This window comes from Aeromonas sp. FL131, from assembly GCF_049860615.1.
Classification (GTDB): Bacteria; Pseudomonadota; Gammaproteobacteria; order Enterobacterales; family Aeromonadaceae; genus Aeromonas; species Aeromonas hydrophila.
The window spans coordinates 1-17,046 of record NZ_CP187595.1; the positions used below are offsets into that span (position 1 = coordinate 1).

22 protein-coding genes are annotated in these 17,046 nt (G+C 57.1%); 9 read left to right on the forward strand and 13 right to left on the reverse strand.

Annotated features, from left to right (window positions below):
• The 5 genes from ACPW75_RS00005 to ACPW75_RS00025 all read left to right on the forward strand — a co-directional run bounded on the left by ACPW75_RS00005 (position 1) and on the right by ACPW75_RS00025 (position 4,632).
• Entirely contained in the window at positions 1–1,815 is a 1,815-nt protein-coding gene (locus tag ACPW75_RS00005; RefSeq protein WP_425904388.1) for a terminase large subunit domain-containing protein, read from the forward strand.
• On the forward strand, positions 1,812–2,576 hold the full coding sequence (locus ACPW75_RS00010) for a terminase large subunit domain-containing protein (RefSeq protein ID WP_425904389.1): 765 nt from the start codon (positions 1,812–1,814) through the stop codon (positions 2,574–2,576). The genes ACPW75_RS00005 and ACPW75_RS00010 overlap by 4 nt, the downstream gene beginning before the upstream one ends.
• Positions 2,577–2,578: 2 nt before the next feature.
• Positions 2,579–3,586, forward strand: a complete 1,008-nt coding sequence (locus tag ACPW75_RS00015) for a phage portal protein (protein WP_323965789.1) — start codon at positions 2,579–2,581, stop codon at positions 3,584–3,586.
• Between the two features lie 65 nt (positions 3,587–3,651).
• Positions 3,652–3,903, forward strand: a complete 252-nt coding sequence (locus ACPW75_RS00020; RefSeq protein ID WP_139731506.1) for an ogr/Delta-like zinc finger family protein — start codon at positions 3,652–3,654, stop codon at positions 3,901–3,903.
• Positions 3,904–4,266: 363 nt separating this feature from the next.
• The gene (locus ACPW75_RS00025; protein ID WP_323094170.1) at positions 4,267–4,632 is read left to right on the forward strand and encodes an XRE family transcriptional regulator; all 366 of its coding nucleotides are present in this window, start codon (positions 4,267–4,269) and stop codon (positions 4,630–4,632) included.
• A gap of 875 nt (positions 4,633–5,507) precedes the next feature.
• On the opposite strand, the gene ACPW75_RS00030 is transcribed toward ACPW75_RS00025, so the two are convergent.
• The 11 genes from ACPW75_RS00030 to ACPW75_RS00080 all read right to left on the reverse strand — a co-directional run bounded on the left by ACPW75_RS00030 (position 5,508) and on the right by ACPW75_RS00080 (position 10,969).
• The gene (locus ACPW75_RS00030; protein ID WP_425904390.1) at positions 5,508–5,993 is read right to left on the reverse strand and encodes a hypothetical protein; all 486 of its coding nucleotides are present in this window, start codon (positions 5,991–5,993) and stop codon (positions 5,508–5,510) included.
• Positions 5,990–8,323, reverse strand: a complete 2,334-nt coding sequence (locus ACPW75_RS00035) for a replication endonuclease (protein WP_425904391.1) — start codon at positions 8,321–8,323, stop codon at positions 5,990–5,992. Before ACPW75_RS00035 ends, ACPW75_RS00030 begins: the two co-directional genes overlap by 4 nt.
• A complete protein-coding gene (locus tag ACPW75_RS00040; protein WP_425904392.1) occupies positions 8,320–8,577 on the reverse strand; it encodes a hypothetical protein in 258 nt (85 codons plus the stop codon). Before ACPW75_RS00040 ends, ACPW75_RS00035 begins: the two co-directional genes overlap by 4 nt.
• Positions 8,574–8,888: a hypothetical protein gene (locus ACPW75_RS00045; protein WP_425904393.1), complete on the reverse strand. Its 315-nt coding sequence runs from the start codon at positions 8,886–8,888 to the stop codon at positions 8,574–8,576. Before ACPW75_RS00045 ends, ACPW75_RS00040 begins: the two co-directional genes overlap by 4 nt.
• Positions 8,885–9,094 carry a hypothetical protein gene (locus tag ACPW75_RS00050; RefSeq protein ID WP_324006252.1) on the reverse strand — a complete coding sequence of 70 codons (210 nt, stop codon included), beginning with the start codon at positions 9,092–9,094 and terminating at the stop codon, positions 8,885–8,887. Before ACPW75_RS00050 ends, ACPW75_RS00045 begins: the two co-directional genes overlap by 4 nt.
• A complete protein-coding gene (locus ACPW75_RS00055) occupies positions 9,091–9,282 on the reverse strand; it encodes a hypothetical protein (protein WP_411659459.1) in 192 nt (63 codons plus the stop codon). Before ACPW75_RS00055 ends, ACPW75_RS00050 begins: the two co-directional genes overlap by 4 nt.
• A complete protein-coding gene (locus ACPW75_RS00060; RefSeq protein ID WP_425904394.1) occupies positions 9,279–9,452 on the reverse strand; it encodes a hypothetical protein in 174 nt (57 codons plus the stop codon). Before ACPW75_RS00060 ends, ACPW75_RS00055 begins: the two co-directional genes overlap by 4 nt.
• 2 nt (positions 9,453–9,454) lie before the next feature.
• Positions 9,455–9,631, reverse strand: coding sequence for a hypothetical protein (locus ACPW75_RS00065; protein WP_421170937.1), 177 nt, complete (start codon positions 9,629–9,631; stop codon positions 9,455–9,457).
• A 66-nt stretch (positions 9,632–9,697) separates the two neighbouring features.
• The gene (locus tag ACPW75_RS00070; protein ID WP_425904395.1) at positions 9,698–10,156 is read right to left on the reverse strand and encodes a hypothetical protein; all 459 of its coding nucleotides are present in this window, start codon (positions 10,154–10,156) and stop codon (positions 9,698–9,700) included.
• Positions 10,157–10,166: 10 nt separating this feature from the next.
• Positions 10,167–10,676, reverse strand: a complete 510-nt coding sequence (locus ACPW75_RS00075; RefSeq protein ID WP_425904396.1) for a phage regulatory CII family protein — start codon at positions 10,674–10,676, stop codon at positions 10,167–10,169.
• Between the two features lie 29 nt (positions 10,677–10,705).
• Positions 10,706–10,969 carry a hypothetical protein gene (locus tag ACPW75_RS00080; RefSeq protein WP_408823703.1) on the reverse strand — a complete coding sequence of 88 codons (264 nt, stop codon included), beginning with the start codon at positions 10,967–10,969 and terminating at the stop codon, positions 10,706–10,708.
• Positions 10,970–11,059: 90 nt separating this feature from the next.
• Here ACPW75_RS00080 and ACPW75_RS00085 point away from each other — a divergent pair, with 90 nt between their 5' ends.
• From ACPW75_RS00085 to ACPW75_RS00095, 3 genes are read left to right on the forward strand one after another with little or no spacing between them, the layout of a single operon-like run.
• Positions 11,060–11,776, forward strand: a complete 717-nt coding sequence (locus ACPW75_RS00085) for a LexA family transcriptional regulator (RefSeq protein WP_045525328.1) — start codon at positions 11,060–11,062, stop codon at positions 11,774–11,776.
• Between the two features lie 9 nt (positions 11,777–11,785).
• Positions 11,786–12,640 carry a hypothetical protein gene (locus tag ACPW75_RS00090; RefSeq protein ID WP_425904397.1) on the forward strand — a complete coding sequence of 285 codons (855 nt, stop codon included), beginning with the start codon at positions 11,786–11,788 and terminating at the stop codon, positions 12,638–12,640.
• Positions 12,621–13,670: a site-specific integrase gene (locus ACPW75_RS00095; RefSeq protein WP_425904398.1), complete on the forward strand. Its 1,050-nt coding sequence runs from the start codon at positions 12,621–12,623 to the stop codon at positions 13,668–13,670. Before ACPW75_RS00090 ends, ACPW75_RS00095 begins: the two co-directional genes overlap by 20 nt.
• A 92-nt stretch (positions 13,671–13,762) precedes the next feature.
• On the opposite strand, the gene ACPW75_RS00100 is transcribed toward ACPW75_RS00095, so the two are convergent.
• Positions 13,763–13,942: a hypothetical protein gene (locus ACPW75_RS00100; RefSeq protein ID WP_425904399.1), complete on the reverse strand. Its 180-nt coding sequence runs from the start codon at positions 13,940–13,942 to the stop codon at positions 13,763–13,765.
• A gap of 274 nt (positions 13,943–14,216) precedes the next feature.
• Complete coding sequence (locus ACPW75_RS00105) at positions 14,217–14,738, reverse strand: hypothetical protein (protein WP_425904400.1); 522 nt, start codon at positions 14,736–14,738, stop codon at positions 14,217–14,219.
• Positions 14,739–15,490: 752 nt separating this feature from the next.
• On the opposite strand from ACPW75_RS00105, the gene amt reads away from it, so the two are divergent.
• Positions 15,491–16,927 (forward strand): ammonium transporter, encoded by a 1,437-nt coding sequence (gene amt, locus ACPW75_RS00110; protein ID WP_077095151.1) that lies wholly within the window; start codon positions 15,491–15,493, stop codon positions 16,925–16,927.
• The last annotated feature ends 119 nt before the right edge of the window (positions 16,928–17,046 follow it).

Consider the following 17,046-nt stretch of genomic DNA (forward strand, 5'->3'; position numbering starts at 1 on the left):
GTGGCGTATCCCGAAGAGATCCGCAATGCCGCGCGGGGACTCTACCTTAAACGATGGACACCCCAGGAGATCAAGGACGAACTGGGGCTCAACTCCTGTCGCATCATCTACTACTGGGCCAAAAAGCTCGGTTGGCGCGACCTGCTGACCGAAGAAGCGGTAGAGGATGCCATCGCCCGCCGGGTGCAGTCGTTACTCGGGCGAGAGAAGAAAACCAGCGCCGAGCTGGACGAGCTGGACCGGCTTATCGGCCACCATGTTAGCCTCAAAGAGAAGGCCATCAAATGGGCCGAGCGCCAGCAGGCGCTGGCCGACCGGCGCGAGCATAGCGATGAACCTGCGGCCGAGGCGCCTCGGCGTGGTAGAGGTGGTCAGGATGGGGGAGGCCGCAAAGGCAAGGGCGGCAAGAAGGCCAAGAACGAAGTCGGCCACCTGACGGCCGATGACTTTGCCGAGTGGCTGGGTACTCTGTTTGGCTATCAGTTGCGCTGTCGGGAGGCGAAGAACGACCCGGCGCTGCCGCGTACCCGCAACATCTTGAAGTCACGCCAGATCGGCATGACCTACTACTTCGCCGGCGAGGCGCTGGAAGATGCCATTCTTACCGGCGGTAACCAGATATTCCTGTCGGCCACCCGCGCCCAAGCGGAGGTGTTCCGCTCCTACATCTGCAAGATTGCCCAGACCTTCCTCGGTGTCACCCTGACCGGTAACCCCATCGTCCTGTCGAACGGGGCCGAGTTGCATTTCTGCTCTACCAACTCCAACAGCGCCCAGTCCCGCTCGGGTAACGTCTACATCGACGAGTATTTCTGGATCCCCAACTTCGAGAAGCTGTCGGACGTGGCCAGCGCCATGGCAACGCAATCCCGCTGGCGCAAGACCTACTTTTCGACGCCATCGAGCAAGGTTCACGAAGCGTACCGGTTCTGGACCGGGGATCGTTGGAAGGGTCAGCGCCCGAGCCGGGTGGCGATCGACTTCCCGGGTGAAGATGACCTGCGCGACGGAGGCCGTATCTGCCCCGATCGACAGTGGCGTTACGTCATCACCATTGAGGATGCCATACGCCTCGGCTGCAACCTCATCGACATTGAGGAGCTCAAAGACGAGTACCCGGAGGAGGTGTTTGATCGCCTCTACATGTGCCGGTTTATCGACGATGCCTTGTCGGTGTTCAAGTTCCAGGACATGGAACGGGCAGGGGTAGACCCCAGCCGCTGGGAAGACTACAAGCCCGGGCGGCCTGACCCGTTCGGCCGACGTGAGGTGTGGATGGGCTACGACCCGAGCCGCACCCGCGACAACGCCACCCTGGTGGTGGTTGCCCCGCCCATGGTCGCCGGTGAGCGGTTCCGGGTGTTGGAAAAGCACTACTGGCGCGGGCTTAACTTCCAGTTTCAGGCGCAGGAGATCGTGCGCATTGCCAAGAAGTTCCGGGTCACCTATCTCGGGGTTGATGTGTCCGGCATTGGCTCAGGGGTCTATGACCTGTTGAAACCGGAGTTCAAAGGGGTGTGCCACCCCATCAATTACAGCATCGAGAGCAAATCGCGGCTGGTCCTCAAGATGATCGATGTGGTGGAGGCGAACCGCATCGAGTGGGACAGCTCTGATCGGGATATTCCACTGGCGTTCCTCGCCATCAAGCGCAGCACCACCGGCGGCGGCCAGATGACGTTCCGTGCAGCTCGGGACAATGTGACCGGACACGCTGACGTGTTTTTTGCCATCGCCCACGCCGTGGCCAACGAGCCGCTCGATACCACCCGCAAACGTCAGTCCACCTGGGTAACCAGCAAGAAGGCCGCATGAAAAACGATATCAGTCACATAACCCAAGAGCACTTTGATGGATGGTTAAACACCCTGTTTGGCTATCAGTTGCGCTGTCGGGAGGCGAAGAACGACCCGGTGCTGCCGCGCACCCGCAACATCTTGAAGGCCCATCAGGTGGGCATGTCTTACTACTTCTCCGGCGAGGCGTTGGAGGATGCGGTATTGACTGGAGACAATCAGATCTTTCTTGCTGAAACCCAAGAAATGGCTGATGTGTATCGCTCCTATGTTTGCTTTATTGCCAAGAACTACCTCGGCGTCGACCTGACCGACAGTAACCCCATCGCCCTTTCCAACGGGGCCGAATTACACTTCCTCTCGCTCGACATGCATACGTTCGCTGGCAGGTTTGGCCATGTGTATGTCGATGAATATTTCTGGTCTGAAGACTGCGGAAAGATTTTATCTCTGGCTAGTTCCATGGCCATGCATAAGCGCTGGCGCAAAACTTACTTTTCCACAGTATCTGAGCGCCGCGGTACAGCAAGACTGTTCTGGTCTGGTGAAACGTGGCGACAAATGAACCTCACCCATCGACTTAGGTGCGATTTCCCCGGGAATGATGAGTTGCGAGATGGAGGCCGTATCTGCCCCGATCGGCAGTGGCGTTACGTCATCACCATTGAGGATGCCATTCGATTGGGCTGCGACCTCATCGACATTGATGAGCTGAAAGACGAATACCCGAAAGATGTGTTCGAGCGCCTCTTTATGTGCAACCTCTATTCACAGGAATAACAATGACCAAACGACAGCAGCCACAGGCCAAGGTGGCCACACCCGCAAAGAGCGCCGTGGCGTTCAGCTTGCCGGAGGCCATCGACCCGACGGCCTGGATGACCGATTACACCGGGGTGTTTTACAACCCTTATGGGGAATACTACCAGCCGCCAATTGACCGCAAGGGGCTGGCCAAAGTGGCTCGAGCGAATGCCCACCATGGGGCCATCCTGATGGCGCGCCGCAACATGGTGGCGGGGCGTTTCACCAACCAGCGCGCAACCATCACGGCATTCGTGCACAACTACCTGCAGTTCGGGGACGCGGGCCTGCTTAAGCTGCGCAACAGCTTCGGCCAGGTGGTGGGGCTGCACCCGCTCTCCAGTGTCTATCTGCGCCGGCGGGAGGATGGCTGCTTTGTTTACCTGCAGCAGGGAAAGCCGAACATCATCTATCAGCCGGATAATGTCATCTGGCTGGCCCAGTACGACCCCGAGCAGCAGGTCTATGGCATGCCGGATTACCTGGGCGGCCTGCAGTCGGCCCTGCTCAACCAGGATGCCACCCTGTTTCGGCGCAAATACTTCCTCAATGGTGCCCACATGGGGTTCATCTTCTACGCCACCGACCCGAACATGGACGATGACACCGAAGAAGAAATGAAGCAGATGATCGCCAACTCCAAGGGGGTGGGGAACTTCCGCTCCATGTTCGTGAACATCCCAGATGGCAAACCCGATGGCATCAAGCTGATCCCGGTGGGGGACATTGCGACCAAGGACGAGTTCGCGGCCATCAAGGGGATCACCTCTCAGGACGTGCTGACGGCGCACCGGTTCCCGGCGGCACTGGCCGGCATCATCCCGATCAACGGGGGCGGGCTGGGTGATCCCGAAAAGTACGATTCGACTTATTCCAGGAACGAGGTGCTACCGCTCTGTGAGCTGGTGCAGGACGCCATCAACAGCGCGGGGCTGCCTCGGGCGCTATGGGTCAACTTTCGGGAAACAGTGGGGGTGTCTGTATAAAAACACAGCCCTTCTGATGTAAGATGCAACCTATAGATTGAGAATGTGATTTTTAGGGAGGGGTGATGCGGGTATTTTGCAAAGAGTGTGGCCAGCGGGGCCGCATTACCAAGACCAATCGACTGAGCGATGAGGTGTCAGATCTCTATTGCCAGTGCACTGATGCCGAGTGTGGCCATAGTTGGGTTGCCACCTTGTCATTTACCCATACGCTTAGCCCGTCGGCCAGAACGACCAACCAGCTGGTGCTCAGTTTGATGGGGTCACTCACGCCGGAGGGTCGGCAACTGGTACTGAAAGGACTAGGGGCGCAATAGCGCCCCTAGTTGTTTCTGCATCCCGTGGTCGCGTTGCCTCACGACTCTGTTTTGTTCTTCTCGGTTCCCTGGAGCATTTCGCCCAGTTCACACAAGGTGATGATCGCCCTGCACATGCCTTCTCTGTCCTCCAGATTCAGGTCAGGGGTGACTTTTGCTATGTCCCTGATTGAACTGTAAATCTCTGTTTGAATCCCAACCTGCACATTGCCTCCTACGACTGGTTAGACCTGATGATTTTATCTATAACCGGATTGCATATCTCGACGATCGCCGACTAGATTTTTCATATCTGTTAATAAACACCTGTCAGATTTGACAGTCAGCAAGACCCCGAGCACGGGCACCTGATGGAGGCGCCCCATGAATAAAAGATCGAATGCTGCCCGGGCCTATGTGACTCGTGCAAAAAGCACCACCAAAGCAGTCTTGAAGCGGCATGGTCTGACGAATTCCGCTGTAGGCAAGATCATTGATGTGGCTCCTGCAACAGTCGGCCGGTGGCTTGATGGTCGTCATCGTGCTTTTTTCGACTTGGAGCATGCGGCCGCCATCTGTATCTATCTCGGGATCCCCGTTTCTCACATTCTCCCCCCCAGCGATTGGCTGATTGAAAACCATCAGATAAGCCACCAGAGCCAGCGACGAGATCAACTGATCGCCTTGAGCGATGATGAGGTCGACTGGTTGCTGGCCGTTCGGGCTGGAGCCGTGGCTTGTTATCGCTGATGTCATGTTTACACCTGGTTGACTGCTGCACCATCATAAACCACTGGAATAGGCACACCAATTCAGACACGCTTGGGCCATGAATTGGCAAATAAATCCCCTCCAGCATGGCAGGATTGTTTTTAATTGATTAGCGAGAGGCGCATGGTATCCATGCCTCATCTTTCTGGTCAATATATATTTCAATCTGATTTCTATCAGATTTTTCTCTGATAGCTACCTTGTGTTGCTAGGTTGTTTTTGTTTGCTTAAAGTGTTGTTTGTTCAATTGGTTACACATTTCGTGAACATCCTAAACGAATATGCGAAATATATTTCACTGACTGCTGGCATGGTAATGGCGTGTTGAGATAGCAAAAGTAAACTCACATTAATATGGCTGCTTGGAATGTGTGATTTTTGCTATCAAAATTCAGTTTGAAGCGGGATTTATCAACTTTAATTCATTTCGAATTCAACTCAAGTTGATATATGGCATACACGCTATGTGTAATTGTTTATTTTGAACAGATGGAGCCTCTTTGTTTAGAGGCTCCTGATGCTTCATCACAAAGCGATTGTTCTTTCGCCTGATGTGAGCCAACACGCAGCTTCGCCCTTGTAGGTTCCGCTACATCCCCTTGGTAGGGCGTGGCCACAGTGCTGGCAGGTGCTGGTCTTCAATGTAGCCTCCTGTTCCAGCCAGCGTTCCCAGTCTCTCCTGATTAGGGTGCTGATGTACTCGTCGGAGGAATATGGCTTACCACTGCCAGCCCGAGCGATGCGCAGCGTTTCCAACTGCTGGCGCTCCCGTTCTGACATCCTAACCTCCACGCGCGTGATGCCTAGAGCTGCATTTCGCTGGCGCTGGTCCCGCTTGCGTTTGGTGGCTGGATTCATATTGTCTCCTTGCGATGGTCAGCCACTACCTGGTGTAAGGCTGGCTGATAAGTAGAGTTGAGCTGTTCGGCGGCGCCCGGGTTGGCGCGATCGATGGCGCTGCCCGGTGCGATAAAGAGGGTGCAGCCGGTTACGGCGCACCGGATGGTGCCGCTCTGGTCGATGGCCACAGGGGTTAGCCCCTCCACAATGTGGCGTCTACCAGTTTGGCGGCCATCGGCTGTGAGTACCGGTACAGTGTGGCGGTTTGACTTGGCCTGAAATGGGTTCGGCACCTCGGCGGCGATGGCCGGCAGGGCCAGCTGCGCGGGGCGAGGGTGCCGGCGGCGCAGGATGGCGCAGGCCACGGACTGCTGTTTCCCCTTGAGCATCCCCACCCACTGGCTGATCTCGTTGGCTGGCCAGCGCTGCTGCAGGATGCAGGTCATCCGATTATCCAGGCGGCGGTACTCTTCTCGGCTGACGGTCTGCGTGTTGTTCATACCCACTCCTCGCTGTAGTCGTTCTGTTCTTGTAGCCACTCCTGGGTGTCCAGCTTCTCCAGTTCTGCCCACATGTGTGACTGATATGGCTCCGGCAGCATTTCAATCCAGCGGAATGCGCCGGCATGGCCCTGTGCCTGGTAAACCTTGCCGCACAGCTCAACCAGCATCGGCCAGTCTTCATCGCCTTCCGGCAGCGCGTATTCATCCGGTTGGCCCTGTTCGGCTGGTCGCTGTCCCTCTGGCAGCCAATCCGACTCGCTCGGGATCGTTCGGCCCGATTGCACCTGACCGTTCTCAAGCCAGAGGCTGAAACCGTCCACGCTGACGCTAGAGCCAGAGCGCAAACGGCTGATAGAGAAGGGAGATAAATCCCATTGCTCTGCCATTAACTGATCCGCGTAGGCCGTTGGATCCGGCTGCGTACAGTTATTGTCAGAGCTCCAAGGTGCCGGGCTGTCGCCCGTCTTAACCCCAACCCCCCAAGCCGAACCCCTGGCGGCCTTGGTGGCCTCATAGGTGCCTGCTGGCACTACTTCCCAACCAGTAAGGCGAGTGCGCACGCCCATACGTGCGGTGTGCAGCCCCATCAGGCGCTTGATGTCTTCTCCGTAGCAGTTGGCCTGCTCCTCGATGAGGTGGGCCAGCTTGATGGGGTGTTCGGCACGGGTAGCCAGCGCGCCGCCCATGGCTTGCAGGTAGCAGCGAAAGATGCCGTTATCGGCGGCATAGCGGGCGGCCTCAAAGCGGGGGTCTTGCAGAACAGGCTTAGGTGGCCCCACCAGATCGCCATTCTTCTTGGCGTTGCTGATGCGGCGCAGCTCGCGCCAGACCCCGACCGGTGCGCCGCCGATCTGCTGAAAGGTGCGGATCCCCCACCAACTGGCCCACGCGCAGGCATGCTGGGCGCCCACGTCTGCCGTGGTACCCGACTCGTCATCGCCATCCACGTGTTCTCCGTCGATGTTCTTGGCGATATAGGCGGCGATATAACCGGTAGCGTCCCCCTTGTCGGGGTCAACGACTTTCCAGTCAAAGCGGGGGGTGATGTCGGTAAAGGCGGCAGCCTCTGCCGTGGTACGTTCCAGCTCGGATTTGTCATCGTGCAGGGCGTAATACTGTAGGGTGCTGATCACCTTGTTGCGATCGCTTGGGCGCATAAACAGCAGCATGTGCCAATGCGGGGTGCCGTCATGGTGCGGCTCGCACACCCGAAAGCCGTAGACAGGTAAGTCATTTCGCTTGAGTGAGGCGCGGGTCAGGCTCCACAGCTTGGCCAGATAGGCGCAGGTTTCACGCGGGGTAGTGCCCTGGTATTTATCATTTTTGATGGTCCTGCCGTTGCGGCCTGTCTTCCAGGCATGGAAGCGGCTCGGCGCCGTCCAGGTGAAGAACACCCCAACGTGGCCCTGTTCCTCGGCGTAGTCCTCAAAGCCGCGCATCCTGGTCATCATCTCTTTGCGGCGGTTGACCGGGTTGGAGATGCTGGCCTCCCAGCAATCCTTCATCGAGACAACCAGGTCGTGCTGCTCGTTCATCACTTCCGACTCGGCCAGCCAGCGCATCATGGCCCGCTTACGCTCGCGCACCACCTTCATGGTGGCGTTCGAGACGTAGGCAGAAACGCCCTTGCGCACCTTGCCCAACAGAATGGCGATGTGCTCTTGCAGGCGATCCCAGCAGCGGTTGACGCGCCTCTCCCACCACTTGGCAGATAGCAGGCGTACCATGACACTCAGGATCCAGTTATCCCGAGCCTCTCTGGTTTTGAAGTCCGGCATCTTGCCGATAAAGCCCCACTGGTCTGCTGGCTGCTTGATGGCTTCCCATGTCTCCATCAGATCCAGTTCACCGGCGGGCGCGTTCTGCTCGATATTTTTCCAGATGGCGGCCGTCTGGTTGGCGAACTGGTGGGAGACCCGTTTACGGCCCTCGTCATCACGCAGGTGGTTGGCATCGACCGGCAGCGCCATTACCAGAGAGCGAACCCACTTCACCCGCTCCCGCAGCCAGATATTTGCGCTACGGCAGTTGCGGGCGGTGCCATCTTTGCGGCGGCGTACGTACTGCTTGAACAGCACCTGGGTGAACTGCATGGAGAGGCCATCGAGCAACTGCACCGCCCAGACCAGATCGGATTCACCAGGGGTGCCCACAAAGGCGGCTTCCAGTTTGGTACCCGGCATGGCGTTGGCGAGCGCATCGATGCGCGACCGCAGGGCCTTTTTAGACAGCTGCAGCTGGTTGCGCTTTGGCGTAGGCAGGCGAGAGATGGCAAAACCAAGTTGGCCAGCCTCGGCGGCTGGCCCTTTGTTGTTTTTGTTGGTCATTGGTAGTAGTTACCCGGCAGCTCTTTGATGTTGTTTCTGCAGGACGCCAGCGTATGGCGGGCATGCCTCGCCATTTTTCTTGCGGCGGCACACTGGCGCAGGGTCAGGGATACCGTGCAGCGTGGGCGAGGGGATAGCTGGCGCATTGCCAGCAGGTCTCGCTGGTAGCTGCGCAAACGGGCCTCATCACCCATCAGGGTGTTGAACCATCTATCCACGCGAGTTTGCAGGTCAGAGATCAGGCGGTGGCTCATCTGATGGTCTCCCCCAGTCCGTGGAGCGGTTCGCACTCTGCCCACCACTCGGCAATCTCTTTGGCCAGCGCAACCTCGTTGCTGCCCAGCGCCAGCCAGTACACAGCGCGGATGGCGCCAAGGGCTAGCAGCTCTTGGGCGATGTTGCGGTTTCGTCGGTCATCGCTGCCCGAGGTGTTGAATTCTTCCTGGGCGACTTCCAAGTGCTTGGTCAGCTGGCTGACCGGTGCCGGCGGCTGCATATGGGCGGGGCCAGGTTCGGCTCCACCCAGCTCGTCGATCGGCGGCTCCAGTTCAAACAGATCTGTCATGCCTCATCCCCCATCACGGAGTCATCATCGAGCAGATCCGCAGGGCGGCTAGTCACGACCAGCTGCACCTGGATGTACTCATCCCCCGAGTAGAGATCGCCCAGGGCGATCCGGTTTTCCTGCTCGCCGGTGGCCAGCAGTTCGGTCAGCAGCGGCAGCACGGCCTGCTCGGCGCGCTTGGCGATATGGATTGCATCGATGCTCATGCGCCAACCCTCCCGTTCATTGAGCGGAACACCTTGAGCCAGCGCAGCTGCTGGCGGGCCTGCTCGCGTAGATTGCGGCCCTCTGGGCCGCGCTTGGTGTTGTATGTATTTGCCTTGATGCGATGCGGCAGCTCTGCCAAATCGGCCAAAGCCGCCTGCGGGGTGATGGGGTGGAACAGCTTTTTCATGCCACCCCCTCGATGATGCGGATCGCGCCAGAGGTCATGCGCTCCATGCGGGCGTACCCGTTCTGGCCGCGCAGCCAGGTGGTGCCGCAGTTGATGTAACCCTGCTGCACCAGATAGGCGCTGGCGTCTTTGATGGTTGGAACGGTGCGGCGAGTGATAGCTGTAGCCATGATCAGATCCCCCCTCGGCTGTTGACGCATGACCAGACCGCTCGCCAGGCGATGGCGGCCGGGCGTTCTACTGCATGAATCAGGTCAGGGCTTGAGTTGTAGCGGCTGCCCAGGCGGGCCAGCTTGCGGTTTTGCAGGCGCAGGTTGCGCACTGTGTTGAGAATGGCTAAAGTTGGCATTCGACCTCCTAGTCGATAACTGATTGATGAAAGCCCGCTGGTGTTGGCGCACCGATAGCGGGTTTTTTATTGCCCGATTGCTCGCGGGCCGCTTTGTGTCATCTGGTTGGCGGCCATGACGGCGCGCTTCATCCGCAGCTTTGCGGCGCGTTCCTTCTTCTCTCTTTCTATATCTCCTATTGGCCTGGTCACTGGTGCCTGGTGCCACACCTTGGTGTCACAGCCGCCGCGAAACTCCCCCTGGTACTCCAGAGCGATCACCGCCATCCTGACCGCCTCGCGTTGGGCATGTGGCAGGGCTGACAAGGTGGCTGTCATCAACTCGCCACGTGGCTGGCGGGCGATGGCACAGATGGCCGCTTTCTTGGCCTGGCTCATGGCCAGCCAGTCGGTATCCAAACTGGAACGGGTCTTACCGAACAGCTCGCGCAGCATCAGGCAGCCGGCGGTATTCATGGCCACCTGCTCCAGCGGAGTCAGGCCCGCGAGGTTGCGTTCTTCGTGGTTGATGGTTGTCTGTTGCATGGGTTTCCCCTTACATGGTCATGGTTTGCATCAGGATGTCTGATGCGCAGGCGACAGTCGGCACAGCCTGAAAGCGGGCCTCGATGTCGTGGATAAGCAGTGCCAACGACCCCATTGCAGAGGTGGCCACACTGACGATGGTGTTGCGTTCGGTGCGCGACACACGCCCCCGCTCGGCCAGCTCCAGCGCTCGCTGGCCAATGCTGGCCACCTTGGCATTGAGGTCGATCGCTTGATGGGGGAGGGATGGCGCACGTTCAGCGTTTGGAATGGCGATGGCGGTCAGCCCGCATTCCATCAGCATGCCGTCGATCAGGGTTTCGTCCCCTTCGGTGGCGTGGTACAGCGCAATGAGGTCAGTGACCTTGAGCTGGTGCTCTTGCTCAGGATTTAACTTGTTCCTTAAATCCTGAGCATCTATACCAGCTGCGGCGGCCACTTTGCTGATCGTGTATTTCTCGCGAAATCTGCTGCATGCGGATTCAAAGTGCGGATGTTTGCAGTCGTCACTGATAAACATGGTTCTCGCTCCATTGAGTGCCATAGTTATCAGGAGATTGCAGGCAGGTATGCTGCTGCGGCTGCTTTGTGGTACAGCGCGACCATGTTGATCAGGACGCGGTGCTTGGGGCCTGCCTTGGGCATGATTTGCAGTTCACCGCAGGCAATCATTTTTCTGACCGTACCCACAGGAATGCCGGAGTCGGCGCTGTAGCGCTCGATGGTTTTTACTGGTGTGTCGATCTGAAGTGCAATCTCTGACATGATAGAAACCCTTTCACCTATTGCTATTTGCTGTTCTTGGTTGCTCATTGCTTTCTGGCGATTGCATGATTGATCCAAAAAAAGCATTGGTCAAGTGGGTGACTCTCTATTCTCACTAAAAATCAATGGTGATGACTAATGAATGATGTGCGCGCACAGGAGATTGCATTCAACCAGTCGGATTTCGCGAAACGGCTTGAAAGGATCATTGGTAATGAACCATTGCGAGCTTTCGCTCGCAGGGCTGATATGACTGATGGTGGGTTAAGACGTTATTTGCATGAAGGGACCATCCCACCAGTTGATCGCGCTCTCAATCTGGCGCGCGCAGGAGGAGTGACATTTGAGTGGCTGGTATTTGGCATCGGCGACGCTGGGAGCAGCGTTCGAGCGAATCTGCCTATCTCACCAACCTCTGATGTTCAAGGCTCCCATTTAACAGACGAGTTCACCACGATTCCCGCCTATCAGGTGTTTGCGAGTGCAGGCCATGGCGCCAATATCACAGACGAGCCACTGGCCGAGCCGATGGCGTTCCGTACCGATTGGCTGCGCCGTGAAGGATTCGACCCGGCCAAGATGGCGGTCATCCGAGCCAAGGGCGACAGCATGGAACCTACCATCAATGACGGCGATGTGATCCTGGTGCGTTTGAAAAATGGTGAAGCCCCACGTGATGGCCTTTATGTGCTGCGCCTCGATGGCGGTCTGTTCGTCAAACGCCTGCAGTTCGACCTGGGTGGGGTGCGCATCATTTCCGACAACCCCCTGTATAAATCCCGTGACCTTAGCAAAGCAGAGCTGGCCGAGCTGGATCTGGTTGGCCGGGTGGTGTGGGCTGGCAAGAAGTTTTAAGGAGTTCTCATGCTTTCTGTGTTGGCTATCTGGACAGCCCTTTTATGCTTGCTGCTGACGGTGGTCAGTTTGTTCAAACCGGCTTTATTTGGACAGAAGCGCCGGCTGAATGCGCTATTTATAGGGCTTTATGCATTCCTCGGTTTTGCGCTGCTTAGCATGGTGCCGGATGGAAAAATCGAGCTGTCTGGCGGATTGGTGCTGCTGGCCGTGTTGGCTGCCGTACATGGGATCCTGCTGTTCTTCAGTCATGCCCTGTCTGTACTCAAGATGAGCAAAGAGGAACGGGCGCAGGTTCGCCCAGGCAAAGCAGCGGTCGGGGTTGTGCTTTTGTTCCTTTCTGCTGGCGCTGGGGCTTGGCTGTCCAGGCCTGTTCCGCTTGATGCCCCCATGCCACCGGCTGATAGTGCGGATGAACAGCGGGAGCAACAATCATCCGATCAGCACCCAGCCAGGGTACTTCGGGCACTGCCACTCGCTGAGCAGTGCCGACTGGAGCAGGATATCTATCAGAAGATGAACCAGGTCACGGATGGAGTGATGGCGCGCTTTGGTGGCCTGCTCAATGGCCAGCAGATCGACCCCAACCAGTTCGCAGAGTATCGGTTCAGCACTGTCAATCCGGTTATATCTGCTGCCAGCGATTCGATGAGCGGCCTTCGCACCAGCCATATGGATGATGATGTGGTTATCCGGCATGCTGCTTCCCTCGTTCAACGCACCTATTCATTTGTTGGCCAGCTATATACCGCGGCCAGAACTGGCGATGATGTGTCGTTGAAGTCTGCGCGCGATCTGTTGGCGCAGGCCATTGAATCCCACAAGCAAGCCCGTGCGGTGTGCGATGACAGTCAAAAAAATTGAGGGGCAAGCCAAGCCGTGGCGGGCAGACGTTCGCCCTGATGGGGTAAACGGTCCCCGCCTGCGCAAATCCTTTATGACGAAGGGGGAGGCGCTGGCGTGGGAACGGCACCAGATGCTGAACAAGCCGTGGCTGAAAGAGGAGGAACCCGAGCCAGAGCAGAGCGGCCAGCGGCTGCTCGATCTGGTTCACCTCTGGTTTGGCCGCCACGGGCAGACCTTGGCTGATGGCGACCGGCGCCGCGACAAGCTGGTTTGGTTGTGCGAGGCGCTGGATAACCCTCTGGCCAGCGAGTTCACATCTGAGCACTTCTCTGCCTACCGTGAACGACGCTTGGCGGGTGAACTTTATGTTCCTGGGCAGCGCAAGCAGGTCACCCCCACCACCATCAACCGAGAGCAGCTCTATTTGCAAGCGGTGTTCAATGAGCTGGCCCGCCTCGGGGTTTGGCACGGCGGCAATCCGCTTTCTGACTTGCGCCAGTACAAGGTGCAGGAGAGCGAGCTTGCCTATCTGTCCCAGGATGAAATCGAGCAACTACTCGATGCCTGTAAGGAGCAGCGGGATCTGTGGCTGGTTGTGATGCTCTGCCTTTCGACCGGTGCTCGCTGGTCAGAGATTGAGAAAGTAAGTCGGTCACAGATCGGCATGGGGCGGATCACCTTCACCAAGACAAAGGGAAAGCGAAACCGGACTGTCCCGGTCGCCCCCTGGTTGCTGGCCATGTTGCCCAAGTGCACTGGCCGTCTGTTCGATGATTGCTATGCCGAGTTCGAGAAAGCTATCAGGCGAGCGGGGATCAAGCTGCCGGCTGGCCAGAGCACCCATGTGCTGCGCCATACCTTCGCCAGCCACTTCATGATGAACGGTGGCAACATCTTGGTGTTGCAGCGAATCCTCGGCCACACCGATATCAAAATGACCATGAGATACAGCCATTTTGCACCAGATCACCTAGAGGATGCGGTACGGTTAAACCCCATTACGGCCCTGAAAGACGCAAGTCACACCTCACTTTTGGTGCAAACTTAAGATATTGAAAAGTAAGTTTTTTCAGGGGTGGAAGTGTTTTTTTGCCAAAAAAAAAAGCACCATTAAAGGTGCTTTTTTATGTCTTGTAAGATTCATGCAGCTTCTTTAGTGCACTTTTTGGGGCCGCTAATCTCGGGGCCGTTGAACTTAAACTTATCTTTTTTGAGCTCTGGAGCTGCTGCCATTACATGGCCGAGGGCCTCACCCAGGCGGCTATAAACATCTTGAGCGCCGAGCTTACGTTCTACGGCGCAATGCTGAGTATGTGTCATGTCATGCTCTCTTTTGCGTTGGCCTAAAATGCTGTTACTAACGCGTAATTACTTGATCTGACTTTCTACTAGTAAAGTCAAGCTTTTGATAGCTGTAAAGTGCGTTACATCTCTATGGAAGTGACTAGTAGTTACTTCATTGTGCTTGAGCTACCTGTATGAGTAACTCATCTCTGTTACTAGTTTGGGTAAGTGATTCTACACTGAAAGTGTACGATGTCGAGTTATAACTGCACAAGAACTACACGCTGTTCCTGCTAGTTTTATCGGCCAACTAGCCCCCTTCTGTAATCCTACGAAAGGTGGAGGCTAGGTCTGCTCGCGACTGATGCATGTCTTGGCCATCAACTTGAAAGCCATAGATGCTGTAGTAAGCCATGAGTTCTGGTTCGACATCCATGAGCCTTACAGTACTACCACCAACAGCCGCAACATACAGGAAAGATGCGATGATCATCATCTCAAAAACTCGCCCTTTCAACTGATGCTGTTCCTCACGCCTTATGAACGACTCCACAAAGTGCATTTCTAATGTATCGGTTTCGGGCCGGAAAACTCCGAGTATTGCAGCATTCAGTAGGCGAGTATCCGACTGTCGTTTGAGAGCAACGTCAAAGGACCATTCCTTGTTGCCGTACTCTGTAAGCCCTGCATCCCAGTTTAGGTGACCGAACCCTCCAGATAGGTAGGCCCAATCGAGATCGTTTAGTGGCCCAACTGCGAGTTCTAGGCCCATCTCATCCGTTACAACTTGTATTGCACTTAGGACCGCCGATTTTATCTGGTCTGCATTCATGTAGTTACGCCGTGAGTTGTTGGTTTTTTGATCTTATCACTACTGTGGATGTGCACAGAAGAGTCTGACGAAGAGTCAATCATCTCAGATAGATTGCTTAGTAACAATTGATGGGATGGTAAGCCCGCTTTGGTGTCCATAATCGGTCCATCTAGCCGCTCCATATTTAGCTATATGTGGTCATATTGAGATTTTTGACCTGTTGAAAATCAGTAACTTATTGATTGTAAGGGGTGTTCGACGGTTTCAAAATCCGCCGGTGAATAACCGTGTCGGTTCGAGTCCGACCCCGGGCACCATCAAATTCCAAAACAAAAGGCCATCAGCAATGATGGCCTTTTGTTTTTCCGCTTTTCCCCTTTCTCATCGCTCTTCCGTTCTCTGGCTGATACCGACAAGCCGGCTACTCGCCGATGTCCTGCATGGCGTCCCTCTGCGCCATTTCGGTGCGGCAGTATGTGTGTGCACAGCGGAAGTGCGCACTTGCTCAAGTTAGCGCGTCCCGTGCGCCAATCTGGTGCGTTACTTCGCCGGTACCAGCATAAATCAATGATTTTAATCTATTTATTAAGTTGGCCTGCTTTGTGCTTTGAAGCACTTATGTCGCCATGATACCGCTCATCCGAGGAATGATGGGCGGGGCGGTCACCAGTGTGTAGCGAATGTGGATGTACGTGAATCGTCGGTTTCGATGTTCATATCAGGAAATGGACCCGGCCGGGAGCCGGGACGACAGGGAAGGAGATGGCTGTATGCTCAAGAGACTCGTGATGACTGGCCTGTTGGCGCTTGCCGCCTTGCTGGCCGCCCCCAGTTGGGCTGAAGAGGTGGTGGCCGCCTCGGCCGAGGTCGTGCAGGCTGCGGCACCGGCAGTAGTGACCATCAACAAGGGGGACAATACCTGGATGCTGCTGTCGGCAGCCCTGGTGATCCTGATGTCCATTCCGGGCTTGGCCCTGTTTTATGGCGGCCTGGTGCGCAGCAAGAACATGCTGAGCGTGCTGATGCAGGTGTTCACCCTGTTCTCGCTCATCTGCGTGTTGTGGATCCTCTACGGCTATTCACTGGCCTTTACCGAGGGCAACAGCGTTTATGGCTCCTTCAGCAAGGCGCTGCTCAAGGGAGTCACCCCTGATTCCATCGCCGCCACCTTCAGCAAGGGGGTCGGCATCAGCGAGTTCATCTATGTGGTGTTCCAGGGCGCCTTTGCCGCCATCACCTGCGGTCTGATCGTGGGGGCCTTCGCCGAGCGCATCAAGTTTGCCGCCGTGCTGCTGTTCTCGGTGATCTGGTTCACCTTCGCCTATATCCCACTGGCCCACATGGTGTGGTACTGGGCGGGTCCGGATGCCTATACCACAGCCGATGCCGCGGCAGCGGCCACCGCGACCGCCGGGTATCTGTTCCAGCACGGTGCGCTGGACTTTGCGGGCGGCACAGTGGTGCACATCAACGCGGCGGTGGCCGGTCTGGTCGGTGCCTATCTGGTGGGCAAACGCCTGGGCTATGGCCGTGATCCCATGACTCCGCACAGCCTCACCATGACCATGATCGGGGCTTCCCTGCTCTGGTTCGGCTGGTTCGGTTTCAACGCCGGCTCCGCGCTGGAAGCCAACGGCACGGCGGCACTGGCCTTCATCAATACCTGGGTGGCTCCGGCGGCGGCAGCCCTCTCCTGGACCCTGGCCGAGTGGGTGATGAAGGGTCGTCCCTCCCTGCTGGGGGCGGCTTCCGGCGCCGTCTCCGGGCTGGTGGTGATCACTCCGGCGGCCGGCTTCGTCGGAGTGGGCGGCGGTCTGGTGATGGGCCTCATCAGCGGTGTTGCAGGGCTGTGGGGGGTCCACGGTCTCAAGCGGCTGCTGGGCGCCGATGACAGTCTGGACGTGTTCGGCGTGCACGGGGTGTGCGGTATCCTGGGGGCGCTGCTGACCGGCGTCTTCGCCAGCCCGGATCTGGGCGGTACCGGGGTGTGGGACTACGTCACCAACCATGTGGCGGAGGGCTACTCCATCTTGGCGCAGGTCAAAATTCAGGCCATCGGGGTCGGGGTGACCATCCTCTGGTCCGGCATCATCTCGGTGGTGGCCTACAAGCTGGTGGATCTGCTGATCGGCCTGCGAGTGAAAGAAGACGCGGAGCGGGAGGGGCTGGATGTCACCACCCACGGCGAGAAGGCCTACAGCCTGTAATCCGCCATCTGTTAGTCAGCAATATTGCCGCCGGCCATGCCGGCGGCTTTTTTATGTCCGCCCACCAGGCCGAGCATCCTGTTTGATGTCTGGCCAGCGGCGATGATGGCCCGTCCGTG